This window comes from Dyella ginsengisoli LA-4, from assembly GCF_000334915.1.
Taxonomy (GTDB): domain Bacteria; phylum Pseudomonadota; class Gammaproteobacteria; order Xanthomonadales; family Rhodanobacteraceae; genus Dyella_A; species Dyella_A ginsengisoli_A.
Genome location: NZ_AMSF01000055.1, coordinates 74768 through 91607, shown reverse-complemented (window position 1 = coordinate 91607; position 16840 = coordinate 74768). Strand labels below are relative to the sequence as shown.

The 16840-nt window shown below is 68.4% G+C and carries 13 protein-coding genes and 1 pseudogene; 6 read left to right on the top strand and 8 right to left on the bottom strand.

The features are described 5' to 3' along the window. Positions 1 to 48 precede the first annotated feature (48 nt). The gene (locus C693_RS0112835) at positions 49 to 2142 is read left to right on the top strand and encodes an alpha/beta hydrolase family protein (RefSeq protein WP_026107398.1); all 2094 of its coding nucleotides are present in this window, start codon (positions 49 to 51) and stop codon (positions 2140 to 2142) included. 479 nt (positions 2143 to 2621) lie between these two features. Here C693_RS0112835 and C693_RS23065 read toward each other — a convergent pair whose 3' ends face one another. The 6 genes and pseudogenes from C693_RS23065 to C693_RS0112805 all read right to left on the bottom strand — a co-directional run bounded on the left by C693_RS23065 (position 2622) and on the right by C693_RS0112805 (position 8629). Beyond that, positions 2622 to 3131, bottom strand: coding sequence for an REP-associated tyrosine transposase (locus C693_RS23065; RefSeq protein WP_083868305.1), 510 nt, complete (start codon positions 3129 to 3131; stop codon positions 2622 to 2624). 467 nt (positions 3132 to 3598) lie between these two features. Further along, positions 3599 to 4618 carry a magnesium/cobalt transporter CorA gene (gene corA / locus C693_RS0112825; RefSeq protein ID WP_017462683.1) on the bottom strand — a complete coding sequence of 340 codons (1020 nt, stop codon included), beginning with the start codon at positions 4616 to 4618 and terminating at the stop codon, positions 3599 to 3601. Positions 4619 to 4654: 36 nt separating this feature from the next. Next, the gene (locus tag C693_RS0112820) at positions 4655 to 5887 is read right to left on the bottom strand and encodes a DUF4105 domain-containing protein (protein ID WP_017462682.1); all 1233 of its coding nucleotides are present in this window, start codon (positions 5885 to 5887) and stop codon (positions 4655 to 4657) included. Positions 5888 to 5980: 93 nt separating this feature from the next. Further along, positions 5981 to 6832: an HlyC/CorC family transporter gene (locus C693_RS0112815; protein ID WP_026107397.1), complete on the bottom strand. Its 852-nt coding sequence runs from the start codon at positions 6830 to 6832 to the stop codon at positions 5981 to 5983. Positions 6833 to 7184: 352 nt separating this feature from the next. Beyond that, positions 7185 to 7640 (bottom strand): annotated as a pseudogene (ybeY, locus tag C693_RS21770) (rRNA maturation RNase YbeY); the annotation flags it as partial. Further along, positions 7637 to 8629 carry a PhoH family protein gene (locus C693_RS0112805; protein WP_017462679.1) on the bottom strand — a complete coding sequence of 331 codons (993 nt, stop codon included), beginning with the start codon at positions 8627 to 8629 and terminating at the stop codon, positions 7637 to 7639. The gene C693_RS0112805 and the pseudogene ybeY, both read right to left, overlap by 4 nt. A 113-nt stretch (positions 8630 to 8742) precedes the next feature. Here C693_RS0112805 and C693_RS0112800 point away from each other — a divergent pair, with 113 nt between their 5' ends. The 4 genes from C693_RS0112800 to C693_RS0112785 are packed head-to-tail and all read left to right on the top strand — an operon-like array spanning position 8743 to position 12417. After that, positions 8743 to 9417: a TetR/AcrR family transcriptional regulator gene (locus tag C693_RS0112800; protein WP_017462678.1), complete on the top strand. Its 675-nt coding sequence runs from the start codon at positions 8743 to 8745 to the stop codon at positions 9415 to 9417. Beyond that, positions 9414 to 10367, top strand: coding sequence for an HlyD family secretion protein (locus C693_RS0112795; protein ID WP_017462677.1), 954 nt, complete (start codon positions 9414 to 9416; stop codon positions 10365 to 10367). The genes C693_RS0112800 and C693_RS0112795 overlap by 4 nt, the downstream gene beginning before the upstream one ends. Positions 10368 to 10381: 14 nt before the next feature. Beyond that, a complete protein-coding gene (locus tag C693_RS0112790) occupies positions 10382 to 11311 on the top strand; it encodes an ABC transporter ATP-binding protein (protein WP_026107396.1) in 930 nt (309 codons plus the stop codon). After that, entirely contained in the window at positions 11308 to 12417 is a 1110-nt protein-coding gene (locus C693_RS0112785) for an ABC transporter permease (RefSeq protein WP_017462675.1), read from the top strand. Before C693_RS0112790 ends, C693_RS0112785 begins: the two co-directional genes overlap by 4 nt. A 259-nt stretch (positions 12418 to 12676) precedes the next feature. On the opposite strand, the gene miaB is transcribed toward C693_RS0112785, so the two are convergent. Next, entirely contained in the window at positions 12677 to 14023 is a 1347-nt protein-coding gene (gene miaB / locus C693_RS21765) for a tRNA (N6-isopentenyl adenosine(37)-C2)-methylthiotransferase MiaB (RefSeq protein WP_017462674.1), read from the bottom strand. 172 nt (positions 14024 to 14195) lie between these two features. Between miaB and C693_RS0112775 the strand changes: the two genes are divergently transcribed. Then, positions 14196 to 15359 carry a lytic transglycosylase domain-containing protein gene (locus tag C693_RS0112775; protein ID WP_017462673.1) on the top strand — a complete coding sequence of 388 codons (1164 nt, stop codon included), beginning with the start codon at positions 14196 to 14198 and terminating at the stop codon, positions 15357 to 15359. Here C693_RS0112775 and C693_RS0112770 read toward each other — a convergent pair. Continuing rightward, entirely contained in the window at positions 15345 to 16529 is a 1185-nt protein-coding gene (locus C693_RS0112770; RefSeq protein ID WP_017462672.1) for a S1C family serine protease, read from the bottom strand. The two genes, C693_RS0112775 and C693_RS0112770, sit on opposite strands and share 15 nt — an antisense overlap. Positions 16530 to 16840 lie beyond the last annotated feature (311 nt).

Here is a 16840-nt window from a genome sequence, read left to right as displayed (position 1 = left end):
CGCGGTCGCCCTACCGTCTGCGGCCATGGCCAAGACCGAGGGGAAGCGATGAAACCGCTGGGATTAGTGTTGCTCTGCCTGTCTCTGGCGCCTCTGGGCGCGCATGCGGCCGGTACCCGATCGGAGGGGGCCCACCCCTTCACCGTCCACGACCTGGTCATGCTCGATCGGGTCAGCGATCCCCAGCTCTCGCCGGATGGCCGCTATGCCGCCTTCAGCGAGCGGCGGACCGACTATGCGGCGAACAAGGGCATCACCGCCGTGTACGTGCTGGACCTGAAGGGTTCGCACCAGCCGGTACGGGTGGCCGACCATGCCGGCTCGGCGCGCTGGGCGCCGGACGGACGCAGCCTGTATTACGTGGCGCCGGCCGATGGGGTGGCGCAGCTGTGGCGGGTGACGATGGACCCTGCCAGGGGTGTCCAGGTCGGCACGCCGGTGCAGGTGAGCCACGGCGTGCTCGATCTTGGCGGCTACGCGCTCTCGCCGGATGGCCGCGCCGTAGCCCTGGATTACGAGGTGTACCCGGACTGCGCCGACCTGGCCTGCACCAAGGAGCGCATGGACGGCAATGCCTCGGACAAGTCCACCGGCACGCTCTACAAGAAGTTGTTCGTGCGCCACTGGGATGCCTGGGCGACGGGTCGCCGCAACCAGTTGTACATCGCGCGCTTCGACGCACAGGGCCAGTTGCCGGCCGAGCCCACGAGGCTCAGCAAGGGCATCGACGGCGACGTGCCGAGCAAGCCGTTCGGCGGCATGGAAGAGATTGCGTTTTCGCCGGACAGCCGCAGCGTGTACTTCGGTGCACGCATCGCCGGCAGCAGCGAGCCGTGGTCGACCAATTTTGACGTCTACCAGGTGCCGGCGGATGGTTCCGCGCCACCTCGCAACCTCACCGCAGCCAACCTGGCCTGGGATGCCTACCCGGTGCCCTCGCCGGACGGTCGCACCCTGTACTACTTGGCGATGAAGGAGCCGGGCTTCGAGTCCGACCGCTTCGCGATCATGGCGATGGACCTATCCAGCGGCGCGATCCGCGAGGTCGATCCGCACTGGGACCGCTCCGCCGGCAGCCTGTCGATCTCGGCCGACGGCAAGACCCTGTTCGCCACCGCCGACGATGAGGGGCAGCATCCGCTTTTCGCCATCGATGCGGCGAGCGCTGCCGTGCGCAAGCTGGTCGGCGAGGGCACGGTCGGCGGCTACTCGATGGCCGGCGACACGCTGCTGCTGGCGCGCGATGACCTCAGGCATCCGGCCGACCTCTACACCGTGAAGGCCAACGGTCGCGGCCTGCGCCAGGTCACCCACGCCAATGCGGCGCGGCTCAAGCCCGTGCAGATGGGCGACTTCGAGTTCTTCACCTTCTCCGGTGCCGGCGACCAGACGGTGCAGGGGTACGTGGTGAAGCCGGCCGGCTACCAGCGCGGCAAGCGCTATCCGGTGGCCTTCATCGTCCATGGTGGCCCGCAGGGTGCGATGAACAACGGCTGGAGCTACCGTTGGAACCCGCAGACCTACGCCGGCCAGGGCTTTGCCGTGGTCACGATCAACTTCCACGGCTCCACCGGTTACGGCCAGGCCTTCACCAACGCCATCTCCGGCGACTGGGGTGGCAAGCCGCTGGAGGATCTGAAGCTTGGCTGGAAGGCGGCGCTGGCAAAGTACGCCTTCCTCGACGGGGACCGTGCATGTGCGCTCGGCGCCAGCTACGGCGGCTACATGGTGTACTGGATGGCGGGCGTGTGGAACCAGCCTTGGAAGTGCTTCGTCGACCACGACGGCGTGTTCGACGCGCGGATGATGTATTACGCCACCGACGAGCTCTGGTTCGAGGAGAAGGAGAACGGCGGTACGCCGTTCGAGCACCCGCAGAACTACGAGCGCTTCAACCCGGTCGACCACGTCAAGGACTGGCGCGTGCCGATGCTGGTGGTGCACAGCGGCCACGACTTCCGCATCCCGATCACCCAGGGCCTGGGTGCGTTCACCGCCCTGCAGCGCCGGGGCATCCCCAGCGAGTTTCTCACCTTCCCGGACGAGAACCACTTCGTGCTGAAGCCGCAGAACAGCGTGCAGTGGCACGAGACGGTGAACGCATGGCTGAAGAAGTGGACCGCGGGGGCTGCAAGCCCTTAGGTGCGGCCGTTGTAGGAGCGACTTCAGTCGCGACGCTGCGGGCGTGAGGCGGGCTGTCGGGGCTGAAGCCCCTCCTGCAGGTGCGGCGTATGGGCGGCTCTTGTAGGAGCGACTTCAGTCGCGACGCTGTGGGCGTGAGGTGGGCTGTCGGGGCTGAGGCCCCTCCTACAGGCGCGGCGTATGGGCGGCTTTTGTAGGAGCGACTTCAGTCGCGACGCTGTGGGCGTGAGGTGGGCTGTCGGGGCTGAAGCCCCTCCTACAGGCGCGGGGTATGGGCGGCTTCTGTAGGAGCGACTTCAGTCGCGACGCTGCGGGCGTGAGGTGGGCTGTCGGGGCTGAAGCCCCTCCTGCAGGCGCGGAGTGTGGGCGGCTTCTGTAGGAGCGACTTCAGTCGCGACGCTGTGGGGGTGAGGTGGACGGTCGGGGCTGAAGCCCCTCCTACATGTGCAGCGTATGGGCAGGCCTTTGTAGGAGCGACATCAGTCGCGACATGCTTGCACGTCATGCAGCCATGCCAGGTCGGCGGTATAGGTCGTATCCCAGTACGGATAGTCCAGGGGATGCTCCACCAGTCCGGCTCTCGCTGGATTGGCGATGATGTAGCGCAGCGTCGCGGCAATGCCCTCGTCCTGACGCAAGGCGCGATCATGAAAGCCCGTCTGCCAGACAGCTCCATGACGTTGGCAAGACCTGTTCACGGCGTGAGCCGTTGTTCCCTTGAATCGCTGCATCGTGGCTGCGAGCGTAGTGCCATGGCCGAGTTCGATTAAGCCATGCCAGTGGTCGGGCATCAGCACCCAGCCCAGACATCTGCCTGGGCCCCACGTCTTGGCTGTCGCCGAGAGTGAGGAAACCACGCTGGCCAACTGCCGATCCAGAAAAATGCGCCGGCGGCCTGCGGTGACGGCGGTGAGCAGGTATAGACCGCCCGGGATCGAGTGTCGGCCGCGGCGCAGTTGTCGGTACCCGGCGTTAGCTTGCTGAGTCATGCCGGCAGGATCACCGGTAGCTGGGTGCTGGTCTGTCGGTTGCAACCGAAAAGGGTGTGGTGCCCAACCGTGGCGTGGTCACATTTCCCCGGGGCGGTGCCGAACCGGCTCTGCCGGGCTTGGTCGGGTGTCGGGGCTGAAGCCCCTCCTACGGGGGCGAGGGGCCGGGCTTTGTAGGAGCGATTTCAGTCGCGACGCTGTGGGCGTGAGGTGGGCTGTCGGGGCTGAAGCCCCTCCTACGGGGGGCGAGGGGCCGGGCTTTGTAGGAGCGACTTCAGTCGCGGCGCCGACGGTTTGCGGCGGGGGTGTCGGGGCTGAAGCCCCTCCTGCGGGGGCGAGGGGCCGGGCTTTGTGGGAGCGACTTCAGTCGCGACGCTGGCGGCTTGCGGCGGTGGTTGTCGGGGCTGAAGCCTCTCCCACTGGGAGGGCGGTCGTTCGGATCGAGCCGTGGCGATGTTTCCGTCCGCTCACAGCCAGCGCGACTTGCGCAGCCAGGCGAAGATCCCGGCGACCACCGCGATGACCACCACGATCATGGTCGGATAGGCCCAGGGCTTGTCCAGTTCCGGCATGTGGTGGAAGTTCATGCCGTACCAGCTGGTGATCAGGGTCGGTGCCGCCAGCATGGCTGCCCAGCCGGCGAGCTTCTTCATCACCTCGTTCTGGCCGAAAGTGACCAGCGACAGGTTGATGTTGATGGTCGCGCCGAGCATCTCGCGCATGGCGCTGACCGACTCGTTGACGCGGAACACGTGGTCGTAGACGTCGCGGAAGTAGGCGCGCAGCTCGTCCGGAATCAGGTTCGGATGCAGCCGCACCAGCTGGCTGATCACGTCCTGCAGCGGGGCTACGGCCAGGCGCAGGGTCATCAGGTCGCGCTGCATGTCGTACAGCCGCTTCACCGTCTCGCGGTTGAAGGTCTCGGCGAAGATGTCCTGCTCGAGTTCCTGCAGCTCTTCGCGGAAGTCGCGCACGATCGGCATCAGGTTGTCGACGATGAAGTCGAGCACACCGTACAGGCCGTAGCTCGGTCCGTGCGAGAGCAGTTCGGGCGAGTGTTCGCAGGTGCGGCGCGCCGGCGCGTAGGAGAGCGAGGCGCCATGGCGCACCGTCACCAGATAACGCGGTCCGAGGAAGATGTGCGTCTCGCCGAAGGCCAGCTTGCCGGTCACCAGCTGTGCGGTCTGCACCACGATGAACAGCGAGTCGCCGTAGGACTCGATCTTGGTGCGCTGGTGGGCGTGATGGGCGTCCTCGATCGCCAGGTCGTGCAGGTCGAATTCCTCCTGCAGCTTTTCCAGCAGCGGCTCGTCCGGTTCGTGCAGGCCCACCCAGACGAAGGTGTCGGGTTCGGCCAGGACGTCGCTGATCGCGTCGATGGTGATGTCGCCGATGCGTCGGCCGTCGCGATGGTAGGCGACGCAGTTCACCACCATCTGGCCGGGCGAAACGGGGGTGTCGGTGCAGGCGGGCGTGGGTAGCGGCATGGCCGAATCATGCCCGCCTGAAGCGTGAAGGGGCAATCACGCCACGCCGGTGGTCGCTCCTCGTGCCGCACGCAGCGACCAGGCCAGCGCAAGCCACACCGGCAGCCCCAGCAGCAACCAGGGCTGGTTCTGCTGCACCGCGCCTGGCAACAGGTGCAGCGCGAGCGCGACCAGGCCTGCCACCAGCTGGGCGATCAGCAGGGGGTCTTCCCACTTCCGCGCGGGGTGCTGGCGCGCCGCGCGCCAGACGGCGGGAATCAGCGCGAGTGCGAATGGGTTGAACAGCAGCAGGTTGGCATTGGCCCACGCCGAGTGATGGGTGGTCAGCGTCCACAGGCCGAGCATCAGCAGTCCCGCCAGTCCGGACAGCAGCAGCCACAGCGTGCCGAGGATGGCGAACATGACCGGTGCCCGGCGGCGGGCGAGGGCCAGCAGCAACGCGATCGTCGCTCCGGCCAGCCCCAGCGGGCCGCGCAGGTCGGGTGCCCGTGACGGTGGAGCCTCGACACGGTTCGGCGAGACCTCCTGCTCGTCCACGACCAGCGGCCGCTCGCCGCCGTGGCCGTCGGGCACCTTCACCGAGCGCAGCTCACGCTGCAGCACCATCGGGATGAAGCTCTCCTGCCAACCGGTGAGCGGCTGGTCGGCGTAGGGGCCGAGCCCGAAATCGAGCAGCAGCATCAGCCACGGCTGCGCGCTCATCAGGCGGTCGGTCTGCTGGCGGAAGGTCATGCCGCCCGGCCGGGCATCCAGGGTCGCCTTGAGAATGCCGCCGAGCGCCCTGTCCAACGCATCGCGTACCCGCGTGCTGCAGTTGTCGACGTAGTAGTCGTAGTCGTAGCGGGCGTTTTCCGGGCGCAGGTTCCACAACAGGAAATCGCGCAGCGCCGAGGCCTGTTCGGGCGTGAAGGCGAGGCGCTGGCGGGTGATCGAGCGGCCGGCCTGCACATACCAGGCGGTATCGGCGTCGGTAGGCTCGGCGTCCATCAGGTAATGCATGCGGCCGCGGGCGAAGTTGAGCAGGAAGCCCTTCTCGTCGAAGTCGAACACGCCGTAGTTGAAGCTGATCGCCTCGCCGTCCCGGGTGTCGCGCAGTTCGATGGCGATGTGCCCGAAGCGTTCCCAATACGTGTCGCCCGGGCCGTAGGTGATCACGGTGACCTGCAGCCGGTCGCCCGGGGCGTCGGCGATGCCGGCGCGGGCGGGCAGGGCGTGGGTGCCAAGGAGAATCAGCAGAAGCAGCGCGAAGCCGCGGCGGAGCAGGTGCATCGGGACCGGCCGGGGTCTTGGAAAGGCGCAACTGTAGTGGTCGCTGGCGGGGGTGTCGATGATCGCCGCGCCCGGCGGGGCGCGGCGGCAGGCTCAGTCCTGGGCCGGCTTCGGACTCACGCGGAACTGCTGCACGCGACGGTCGTCCGCCTCGGTGACGTGGAACAGGTAGTCGCCGACGGCGATCTCCTCGCCGACCTCCGGCAGATGGCCGAACTCCGAGGTGACCATGCCGCCGATGGTGTCGAACTCCTCGTCGGAGTAGGTCGAACCGGTCTGTTCGTTGAAGTCGGCGATCGGGGTGAGTGCGCTGACCAGCCAGTCGCCGCCCGGCTGGGCGTGCATCAGGGTGGGTTCTTCCTCGTCGTCGTGCTCGTCGTCGATCTCGCCGACGATCTGCTCGAGCACGTCCTCGATGGTGATCAGGCCGGCGACGCCGCCGTACTCGTCGACCACCAGCGCCATGTGGTTGCGGGTGAGCCGGAACTCGGCCAGCAGCACGTTCAGCCGCATCGACTCGGGAATCAGCACCGCCGGGCGCAGGATCGCGCGGATGTCGAAATGCTCGCCGTCGCCGAAGTACTTCAGCAGATCCTTCGCCAGCAGGATGCCGAGGATCTCGTCCTTGTCCTCGCCGTGGACCGGGAAGCGGGAATGGCCGGATTCGACCACCGCGGCGAGGATGTCATTGAGCGGGGAGTCGGCCGAGATCATCACGATCTGCGCGCGCGGGACCATCACGTCGTCCACGCTCAGTTCGGTGACCTTCAGCGCACCCTCGACCATGGTGAGGGTGTCTTTGGAGAGGAGTCCGTTGGCCTGGGCTGCACGCAGCTCCTCGACCAGTTCCTCGCGATTGCGCGGCTCGCCGGAAAACATGTGGCCCAGTCGATCCCACCACGATCGGTGGGCCGGGCCGCCGGTACTGCCAGGGTCGTCGTTCATTACTCTTGGAAGCTCTGCCCGAAGCCGGGCGGAAGGGCCAGTCTAGCCGAAATGACCTGTCGATTCAGCGCATTGGGGAGCGTGGGGAGGCAGCGCGCAGCGGGGCCGCGTCATGGTCGGGGCTGAAGCCCCTCCCACAGGTGTGCTGAGCAATGGTTTTGCGGGAGCGGCTTCAGCCGCGACGCCGGTGGCTTGCGATATGGGTTGTCGGGGCTGAAGCCCCTCCCACAGGTGTGCTGAGCAATGGTTTTGTGGGAGCGGCTTCAGCCGCGACGCCGGTGGCTTGCGATGTGGGTTGTCGGGGCCGAAGCCCCTCCCGCCGCGAGCCGTCGGGCTCCGGCTCCTGCGGGCGATACGGATCGGCGATGCCGAGGCTGGCCAGGATGCGCGTCTCCAGCGCCTCCATCGCCTCGGCCTCGGCCTCGGCGATGTGGTCATGGCCGAGCAGATGCAGTACGCCATGCACGGTGAGGTGGGCCCAGTGGTCGCGCGGGAGTTTGCCCTGTTCGGCCGCTTCGCGTGCCACCACCGGGGCGCAGATCACGATGTCGCCGATCAGCGGCAGCTTGAGTTCGGGCGGCAGGTCGGCCTCGAACGAGAGCACGTTGGTGGCGTAGTCCTTGCCGCGGTAGTCGCGGTTGAGCGTGCGGCCCTCGTCGGCATCGACCAGCCGGATCGACAGCTCGGTGGCGCGACGACGCCTGGCGCCCCGAAGCGCGGCCTCCACCCAGCGGCGGAAGCTGGCCGCGGACGGCGCGCCGGCGCGCGGCACCGCGTAGCCGACGTGCACGAGTGCGTTCGTGCTCATGCGCCGCTGCCCTTGGCCGCCTCGGCCGCGGCCTCGAACGACTCGTACGCGCGCACGATCTTGGCCACCAGCGGGTGGCGCACCACGTCGCGCGAGGTGAAGAAGGTGAAGCTGATGCCGTCCACGCCGCGCAGCACCTCGATCGCATGGCGCAGGCCGGAGCGCACGTTGCGCGGCAGGTCGACCTGACTGACGTCGCCGGTGATCACCGCCACCGAACCGAAGCCGATGCGGGTGAGGAACATCTTCATCTGCTCGACGGTGGTGTTCTGCGCCTCGTCGAGGATCACGTAGGAGTCGTTGAGGGTGCGCCCGCGCATGTAGGCCAGCGGCGCGATCTCGATCACGTTGCGCTCCATCAGCTTGGCCACCTTCTCGAAGCCGAGCATTTCGTACAGCGCGTCGTACAGCGGGCGCAGGTAGGGATCGACCTTCTGGCTGAGGTCGCCCGGGAGGAAGCCGAGCTTTTCGCCCGCTTCCACCGCCGGGCGCACCAGCAGCAGGCGCTGCACGCGGTTGGCTTCCAGCGCCTCGACCGCGCTGGCCACAGCCAGGTAGGTCTTGCCGGTGCCGGCCGGGCCGACGCCGAAGTTGATGTCATGGCCGGTGATCGCGTGCAGGTAGCGCGCCTGGTTCGGGCCGCGCCCCTTGATCATGCCGCGCTTGACCTTGATCACCACCTCCTGCGCCGACTCGGCGGCTTCGGCCGCCATCGCGTCGATGCCCGATTCGGCCAGATGCAGGTGGATCACCGGACCGGTCAGCGATTCGGTTTCGGTGGCGTCGTACAGGGCGCGCAGCACCTTTTCCGCTGCACCGGTGGCGGGGTCGTCGCCGATCACCTGGAAGATGCCGCCGCGGTGGTTGATCTCCACGCCGAGGCGCAGCTCGACCTGGCGCAGGTGCTCGTCGAACGGACCGCACAGGTTGGCCAGGCGGGCGTTGTCGATCGGATCGAGGGTGAAGTCGCGTTGGTTCAGGGGGCTCATAGACCGGCCAGCATAACGCGGAAGCGGGTAGTTCCGCCGCCTGGCGGGGTGTCGGCCTGAGGTGGGCGCGGTCGCACTTGCATTTAAATTAATTGATGAATTAATTTATCCGCATGCCAGTCCAGGCCACCAGCAAGACACGGCGACGCCGCGTCGGCCGCCCTGCCGGCGACGACGGCGACCTGCGTGGCCGCCTGCTCGATGTGGCCGCCGCGCAGTTCGCCAGCACCGGCATCGCCGCGGCTTCGCTGCGCAATATCGCGCAGGCCGCCGGCGTGACCCCGGCGATGCTGCACTACTACTTCGGCAACAAGGACGCGCTGGTGCGCGCACTCGTCGAGGAACGCCTGCTCCCGAACGTCCGCCCACTGGTGGAGACCCTGGGTTCGGCCGGCGAGACGCCGCTGGAACTGGCGCAGGCATTCGCCCAGGGCGTGTCCGGCATCGTCGCGAAGCTGCCGTGGCTGCCTGCGCTTTGGGTGCGCGAGGTGCTGTGCGAGGGCGGTGCGCTGCGCGAGTTCGTGTTCCGGGAAGTGATGCCCTCGCTGCCGCAGGTGCTGGCGCAGCGGTTCACCGCGGCGCATGGGGCCGGCCAGCTTGCGCCGGGCATCGACCCGCGCCTGCTGGTGGTCTCGCTGGTCGGCTTGACCCTGTTCCCCGCGGCCGGTGCGCCGATCTGGCAGAAGGCCTTCGGCATGCCGGGACTGGACATGCCGGCCCTGGTTTCCCACACCCTCGCGCTGCTCGCTCACGGCCTCGCTATGCCCACTCCGGAGAGATCCCGATGACCGGCCGACTGTTCGCCCTTGGCCTTCTCGCCTGCATGCTGGCCGGTTGCCAGCGTTCCACCGAAGAGGCCCCTGGCACGCTGGAGTACGACCGCATCACCCTGCCGGCACCGGCTGCCGAGCGCATCGTCGCCATGCATGTGCGCGCTGGCGAGGCGGTGAGGGCGGGGCAGCCGCTGCTGGACCTCGATCCGGCCCACACCCAGGCCAACCTGGATGCCGCGCTGGCCGAGCTGCACCGCCAGCGGCAGGCGCTCGCCGAGGGGGTGGCCGGCCCCCGCCGGGAGGACATCGCCCGCGCCCGCGCCACGCTGGCGGCGGCCGAAGCGCAGGCGCACGACGCAAACAGCTACCTCGAGCGTCTGCAGGCGGTTGCCCGGCAGGACCGCGACGCCGTGGCCGCCTCCGACCTGGACCGCGCCCGCGCCAATGCACAGGACACCCGAGGCCAGGCCGACGCCGCCCGCGCTGCGCTCGACCAGTTGCTGCACGGCACGCGCAGCGAACAGCTGGCACAGGCCCGTGCCGCGGTCGATGCCGCCCAGGCGCAGGTGGATGCGCTGCGCGTCACCCTCGGCAAGCTGCACGTGGTGGCGCCACGCGATGGCCGCATCGATGACGTGCCTTACCGGCTCGGCGACCAGGCTCCGGTCGGCGCGCCGCTGGCGATCGAGCTGGTCGGCGATCGCCCGTATGCGCGGATCTACGTGCCGGTAGCGATGCGCAGTGCATTGAAGGTCGGCAGCGCCGTGCAGATACGCGTGCAGGGGCGCGACCAGGCCTTGGCAGGACATGTGCGCCTGCTGCGTTCGGAACCGGTGTTCACGCCGTACTACGCGCTGAGCGGCGACGATGCCACACGGCTCAGCTATCTGGCGGAGGTCGCGCTGGACCGCCCCTCCGATCTTCCGGCTGGCCTGCCGGTCCACGTGACGCCGGCCGCGCCGTGAGCGATGCCCCGGCCATCCATGTGCGCGGCCTGACCAAGCGGTTCGGCCAGTTGCTCGCGGTCGACCATGTCGACCTGGACGTGCCGCGCGGGCGCGTGTACGGCTTCCTCGGACCGAACGGCTCGGGCAAGTCCACCACCATCCGCATGCTCTGCGGCCTGCTCACGCCGACCGGCGGCGACATCGAAGTGCTCGGCCTGCGCGTGCCGCAGCAGGCGGAGGACCTGCGCCGCCGGATCGGCTACATGACGCAGAGCTTCTCGCTGTTCACCGACCTCACCGTGGGCGAGAACCTCGAATTCATCGCCGAAATCCTCGGCGTGCCACGGGATCGCAAGCGCGCGCGCATCGGCGAACTGCTGGAGCGCTATCACCTGGCCGATCGCCGCGACCAGCTGGCCGGCACCATGAGTGGCGGACAGAAGCAGCGCCTTGCGCTGGCCTGCGCCGTGATGCACGAGCCCGAACTGCTGTTCCTCGATGAACCGACCAGCGCGGTGGATCCCGAGTCCCGCCGCGACTTCTGGGAGGCGCTGTTCGAGCTCACCGACGCCGGCACCACGTTGCTGGTATCCACCCACCTCATGGACGAGGCCGAGCGCTGCCATCGGCTGGCGATCCTCGACCGCGGGCGGCTGGTGGCGGACGGGACGCCGGATGCACTCACCGGCGCGCTGGAAGGGCGCACCTGGCTGGTCGAATCGGACAGTCCGCGGCGTGCGCAGCATGCGCTGGTCGGTGCGCCCGGCGTGCTCGGCATCGCCCAGGTCGGCCATGCGTTGCGCCTGCTCGCGGACGAGGGGCAGGGCGACGGATTCGGTGGCAGGGTGGAACACCGGCTGCGCGAGGCCGGGTTGTCGGTGCGGCTGCGATCGACGTCTCCCAGCCTGGAGGATGTGTTCGTCGCCGCCACGCGGTCGGCCGAACGGGAGCGTGCCGCGTGAACCTCCGACGCCTGTGGGCCATCATGCAGAAGGAAGTCCGCCAGATGCGGCGCGACCGCATCACGCTGGCGATGATCCTGGTGATGCCGATCGTGCAGCTGGTGCTGTTCGGCTACGCGATCAACCTCAACCTGCGCGGGCTGGACGCGGCGATCGCCGACCAGGCGCAGACCAGCGGCTCGCGTGCGCTGGTGATGGACATGCTGGCCACCGACGTCATCCGCCCGGTGGCCACGGCGCACACCCCGGAGGAGGTGGTCGACCTGATCCGTCGCGGCCGCATCAACGTGGGCGTGGTGATTCCGCCGGACTTCGAGGCGCGCAGGCAGGATGGACGCCCGGTGGCGCAGGTGCTGGTCGACGGCAGCGATGCCACCGTGGCCGGCGCGGCCGCGCAACTGGCCCAGACGCCGGTGGACAGCCGGCTGCCGGATGCCCGTGCGCCGTACACCAGCACGCCGCCGGTGCCGCGCATCGTGGTGACCTCGTTCTACAACCCGGAGCGGCGTTCGGCGATCAACATCGTGCCCGGGCTGATCGGCGTGATCCTGACCATGACCATGGTGCTGTTCACCGCCATCGCCATCGTGCGCGAGCGGGAGCGCGGCAACATGGAGCTGCTGATCGCCATGCCGCTGACCAGCAGCGAGCTGATGCTGGGCAAGGTAGTGCCGTACGTGCTGATCGGCCTGGTGCAGACCACGGTGATCCTGGCGCTGGGGCGTTGGCTGTTCGACGTGCCGATCCGCGGCAGCCTGCTTGACGTCTACCTTGCCGCGCTGCTGCTGATCGCCAGCAACCTGACGCTGGGGCTGTTGATCTCCTCGGGCGCCCGGTCGCAGTTCCAGGCGATGCAGATGACCTTCTTCGTCTTCCTGCCGTCGATCCTGCTGTCCGGCTTCATGTTTCCGTTCTCGGGCATGCCGACGGTCGCGCGGTGGATCGCCGAGCTGCTGCCGCTGACCCATTTCCTGCGGCTGATCCGCGGCATCATGCTGCGCAACGCGGGCCTGTTCGACCTGTGGGGCGATGCGCTGGCGCTGGTGGTGTTCACCGCGGTGATGATGACCGCGGCGATCCTGCGCTTCCGCAAGCGGCTGGATTGATCCGGCCGCTGCCGCAGGAGCCCGCTCGCGGGCGATGCTCCTGATGCACATTCAAAGCGAAAAGCATCGCCCGCGAGCGGGCTCCTACAGAAGATCGCGGTCTAGTCGTGGCAGCTTTGACGATGGAGGTCGCCGCGAAGCTGTAGTTCCGCCCAGCGGCTGGATTGATCCGGCGGCTTTTTGTAGGAGCCCGCTTGCGGGCGATGCTCCTGCTCCTGATGCACATTCAAAGCGAAAAGCATCGCCCGGGAGCGGGCTCCTACACTGCGGCAGCCGTTTCGTGGCTGTGCAGGCGGCCGCGCAGCGAGTTGCTCATCGCCTCGGTGATCTGCACGTCGACGAACTGGCCGATCAGCCGCGCCGGGCCGGGGAAGTTCACGTAGCGCATGTTTTCGGTGCGGCCGCTGAGTTCGCTGGCGTTCTTGCGGCTGGGCTTTTCCACCAGCACGCGCTGCACGGTGCCGACCATCGCCTCGTTGATCGCCCTGGCGTTGGCGTTGATCGCCGCTTGCAGCCGGGTCAGCCGTTCGTGCTTGACGGCGGCGGGGGTCGGGTCGGGCAGGTTCGCCGCCGGGGTGCCGGGGCGCGAGGAGAAGATGAAGCTGAAGCTCTGGTCGAAGCCGACGTCGTCGATCAGCTTCATGGTCTTCTCGAAGTCCTCGTCGGTCTCGCCGGGGAAGCCGACGATGAAGTCCGAGCTGATGCAGATGTCCGGACGCACCGCGCGCAGCTTGCGGATCTTCTGCTTGAACTCCAGCGCGGTGTAGCCGCGCTTCATCGCGGCGAGGATGCGGTCCGATCCAGCCTGCACCGGCAGGTGCAGGAAGTTGGCCAGCTTCGGCACGCTGGCGTAGGCCTCGATCAGCGAGTCGGAGAACTCCAGCGGATGCGAGGTGGTGAAGCGGATGCGGCCGATGCCCTCGATCTGCGCGATCGCATGGATCAGCACGGCCAGATCCGCGGTGCCGCCGTCGTGGGTGGCGCCGCGGTAGGCGTTGACGTTCTGGCCCAGCAGGTTGACCTCGCGCACGCCCTGTTCGGCGAGCTGGGCGACTTCGACGATCACGTCGTCGAACGGGCGGCTGATCTCCTCGCCGCGGGTGTAGGGCACCACGCAGTAGGAGCAGTACTTCGAGCAGCCTTCCATGATCGAGACGAAGGCGGTCGGGCCCTCGGCGCGCGGCTCCGGCAGGTGGTCGAACTTCTCGATCTCGGGGAAGGAGATGTCCACCTGCGGCTTGCCGGTGGCGCGGCGCGACTCGATCAGCTCGGGCAGGCGGTGCAGCGTCTGCGGGCCGAACACCAGGTCGACGAACGGTGCGCGCTTGACGATCGCCTCGCCCTCCTGGCTCGCCACGCAGCCGGCGACGCCGATCAGCACCGGCTTGCCGTCGGCCTTGTGCTCCTTCCAGCGGCCGAGCTGGCTGAACACCTTCTCCTGCGCCTTCTCGCGGATCGAGCAGGTGTTGACCAGGATGACGTCGGCCTCGGCCTCGTTGTCGGTCAGCTCCAGGCCGTGCGATGCCTTCAGCACGTCGGCCATCTTGGCCGAGTCGTACTCGTTCATCTGGCAGCCGTGGGTCTTGATGAAAAGCTTGCCGCTCATGGGGCGATGTACCGTGGTTCGGAGTGGGGCGGCGGGCGTCCGCTGGACCGCGCAGTTTACCCGCGCCAACGCATGGCGGCCACTGCCGGATCAAGCACTTGCGCCCGGGTCGGGCCGGCCAGGCCGCTCGCCCGGTGGGGCCGGATGCGAAGCACCGCACGCCACCGGCGTCGTGGACTTGGCGCTGCCGGGCGATCGCTGCACACTGCCGGCCATGATTGTCGCCTTGCGCCAGTGGGGAAGCGCCGGTCGGACCCGCCGCTGCTTCCCGCATTCGCCGATCCCTCGCCGGGTCGGGTTGCTCTGCATCCTGCTGCTGGGAGCGCTGGTGCCGATGCGCGCACATGCCGAGGCGATGTACCGCTGCACCGGGGCCAGTGGCGAAGCCGTGTTCACCAGCAAGCCGGCGGGGTACCGGGGCTGTCGCCGGATCGGATCCTACGCGGCACCGTCGCGCCGCGTGCCGCGCCGGGCCCCGGCGGTGGCACGCGCATCGTTCGAGGGTGTTGCCGCTTCGGTCGATACCTCGGCGCGCGTGCTCTCAGGGCGACTACCGATGCGTGGAGCCTTTGCCGACGTGCAAACGTCGGTGCACACCACTGGCCGGGCGCTTGCCGATGCGCCGCAGCCGGCGGCCCCGGGCGGCAAGCCGGGGGGCTGGGCCTATCGCGAGTCCCGTTCGGCCGCCACTACTGTTGCGTCGGCGGGGCCGGGCGATCGCGTGCTGCGCGGCGCCGTCTATCGCGTGAAGCGTGCCGACGGCAGCGTTGAGTACACCAACATCCCGCCGGTCGGCGGCAAGGGCCGGGCGGTGACGATGCTGTTCACCTACATCGCCACCTGCATGGCCTGCGACCTGCATTCGCCGATCCACTGGAATTCGGTGCGGCTCAACCTCCAGGACTACGCCAGCGTGACCCGCCGGGCCAGCGTCGACTTCGGCGTGGACGAGGCGTTCCTGCGGGCGATCATCCATGCCGAAAGCGCGTTCAATCCGCATGCACTCTCGATCAAGGGGGCCCAGGGCCTGATGCAGCTGATGCCTGCGACCGCCAGCGACATGGGTGTGCTGGATGCGTTCAATGCCGAGCAGAACATCCGCGGCGGTGCGCGCTACCTGGGCCAGCTGCTGCAGACCTTCAAGGGCGACGAGCGCCTCGCGGCGGCGGCCTACAATGCCGGCCCTGGCGCCGTGGAGCGCTACAAAGGGGTTCCGCCGTACGCCGAGACGCGGGTCTACGTGGCCCGCGTCGAGGAACTGCGCCAGCGCTACGGCAAGGCGTTGCATCGTCCGCTGGCTTCCAGCGGTGCCGCGGGCGGCTCAGCCGTCCAGTGAGCCGTCGTCCAGTTGTGCCGGGCGTTGTGCGATGGTCAGTTCGACATGGAACGGTACGCCGTTGCGCAGCCCGGACACCTCGACCTTGCTGCCGGGCTTCAGCGCCGCCTCGCGCTTGCGCAGGTTGGACGGGTCGGTGATGTCCTGGCCGCCGATCTCCAGCAGGATGTCGCGTGGCTGGACGCCGGCCAGGGCCGCCGGTCCGCCCGGATAGACATCGGCCACCATCACGCCGCGGGCCGCTGCCGGCAGCCCGCCGTTGGCGGCCACGGGGACGAAGGTGTAATCCGCCCCGAGCCAGCCGCGCACGACGTGACCGGTGTCGATGATCTGGTCCAGCACCTTCTTGGCGCTGTCCACCGGGATCGCGAAGCCGATGCCTTCGGCGTTGGCCGCCTTGCCGATCAGCAGCGTGTTGATGCCGACCAGGTTGCCGTGCGCATCGACCAGCGCTCCACCCGAGTTGCCCAGGTTGATCGCGGCGTCGGTCTGGATGAAGTCCTCGGGGCTGGAACTGCTCAGCTGGCGTCCGATCGCGCTGACGATGCCCATGGTCACCGTCTGGTTGAGGCCGAACGGATTGCCGATCGCCAGCACCACATCTCCGGGGCGCAGGGTGGTGTGCGGCAGGATGTGCGCGACCGGGAGGTTGCCTGCATCGATCTTCAGCACCGCCAGGTCGGTTTCCGGATCGGCGCCGACCAGAGTCGCCTTGGCCACGCGGCCGTCGTAGAGCAGCACCTGGATGTCGTCCGCGTTGGCGATCACGTGGTTGTTGGTCAGCACGTAGCCGTCGGCACTGACGATCACGCCCGAGCCCAGGCTCTGTTCCTTGCGTTTGACCGAGCCCACCGGGACGCCGCCGAACACCTGCTGCATCCACGGGTCGGTGTACATCCGCAGCGCCTGCTCGGTCACCGTCTTGTTCGCGTAGATGTTCACCACCGATGGAGCTGCGCGCGCCACGGCGTCGGCATAGGACAGCGTCGGCGCGGCGGCTGCGCCGGGCGCGGGTGCCGCGACCTGGGCCGCCCGGCCGGCATCCAGCCCGAAGCGTTGGCGAAGCCGCTCACCGGTGCCCGGCCACAGCAGGCCCACCACGAAAGCCAGCGCCAGCCCCAGAACCACGAATCGGGCGACAAAGGCGAGCAGGCCGGCGGCGTGTTTCATGGGGTCGGCTTTCGTAAAATGGTGCGTGGGGTGCGAGGTCAAGGGCGGCCCGGCTGCTTGCACAAAGCCGGCAGTTCGATTGTACGGGCGGGGGGCTGACGCTACACTAACGCGATTTTTGCGGGTGCCGGATTTTGACCGGTGCTGGCGAAGCGGCCCGACTGGAGCTCCCGGTCGGTCCGACGGCGGTTCTCGGGGGAGGATGATCGCTTCTTAAAGTGGTCGGCCCACTCCGTCCGGACCCCGGCGGATCGTTTCGCACGCGCCTGCCGAAGCCCTTCGCTCGTGTCTCAATGGCAATGCAAGTTCCG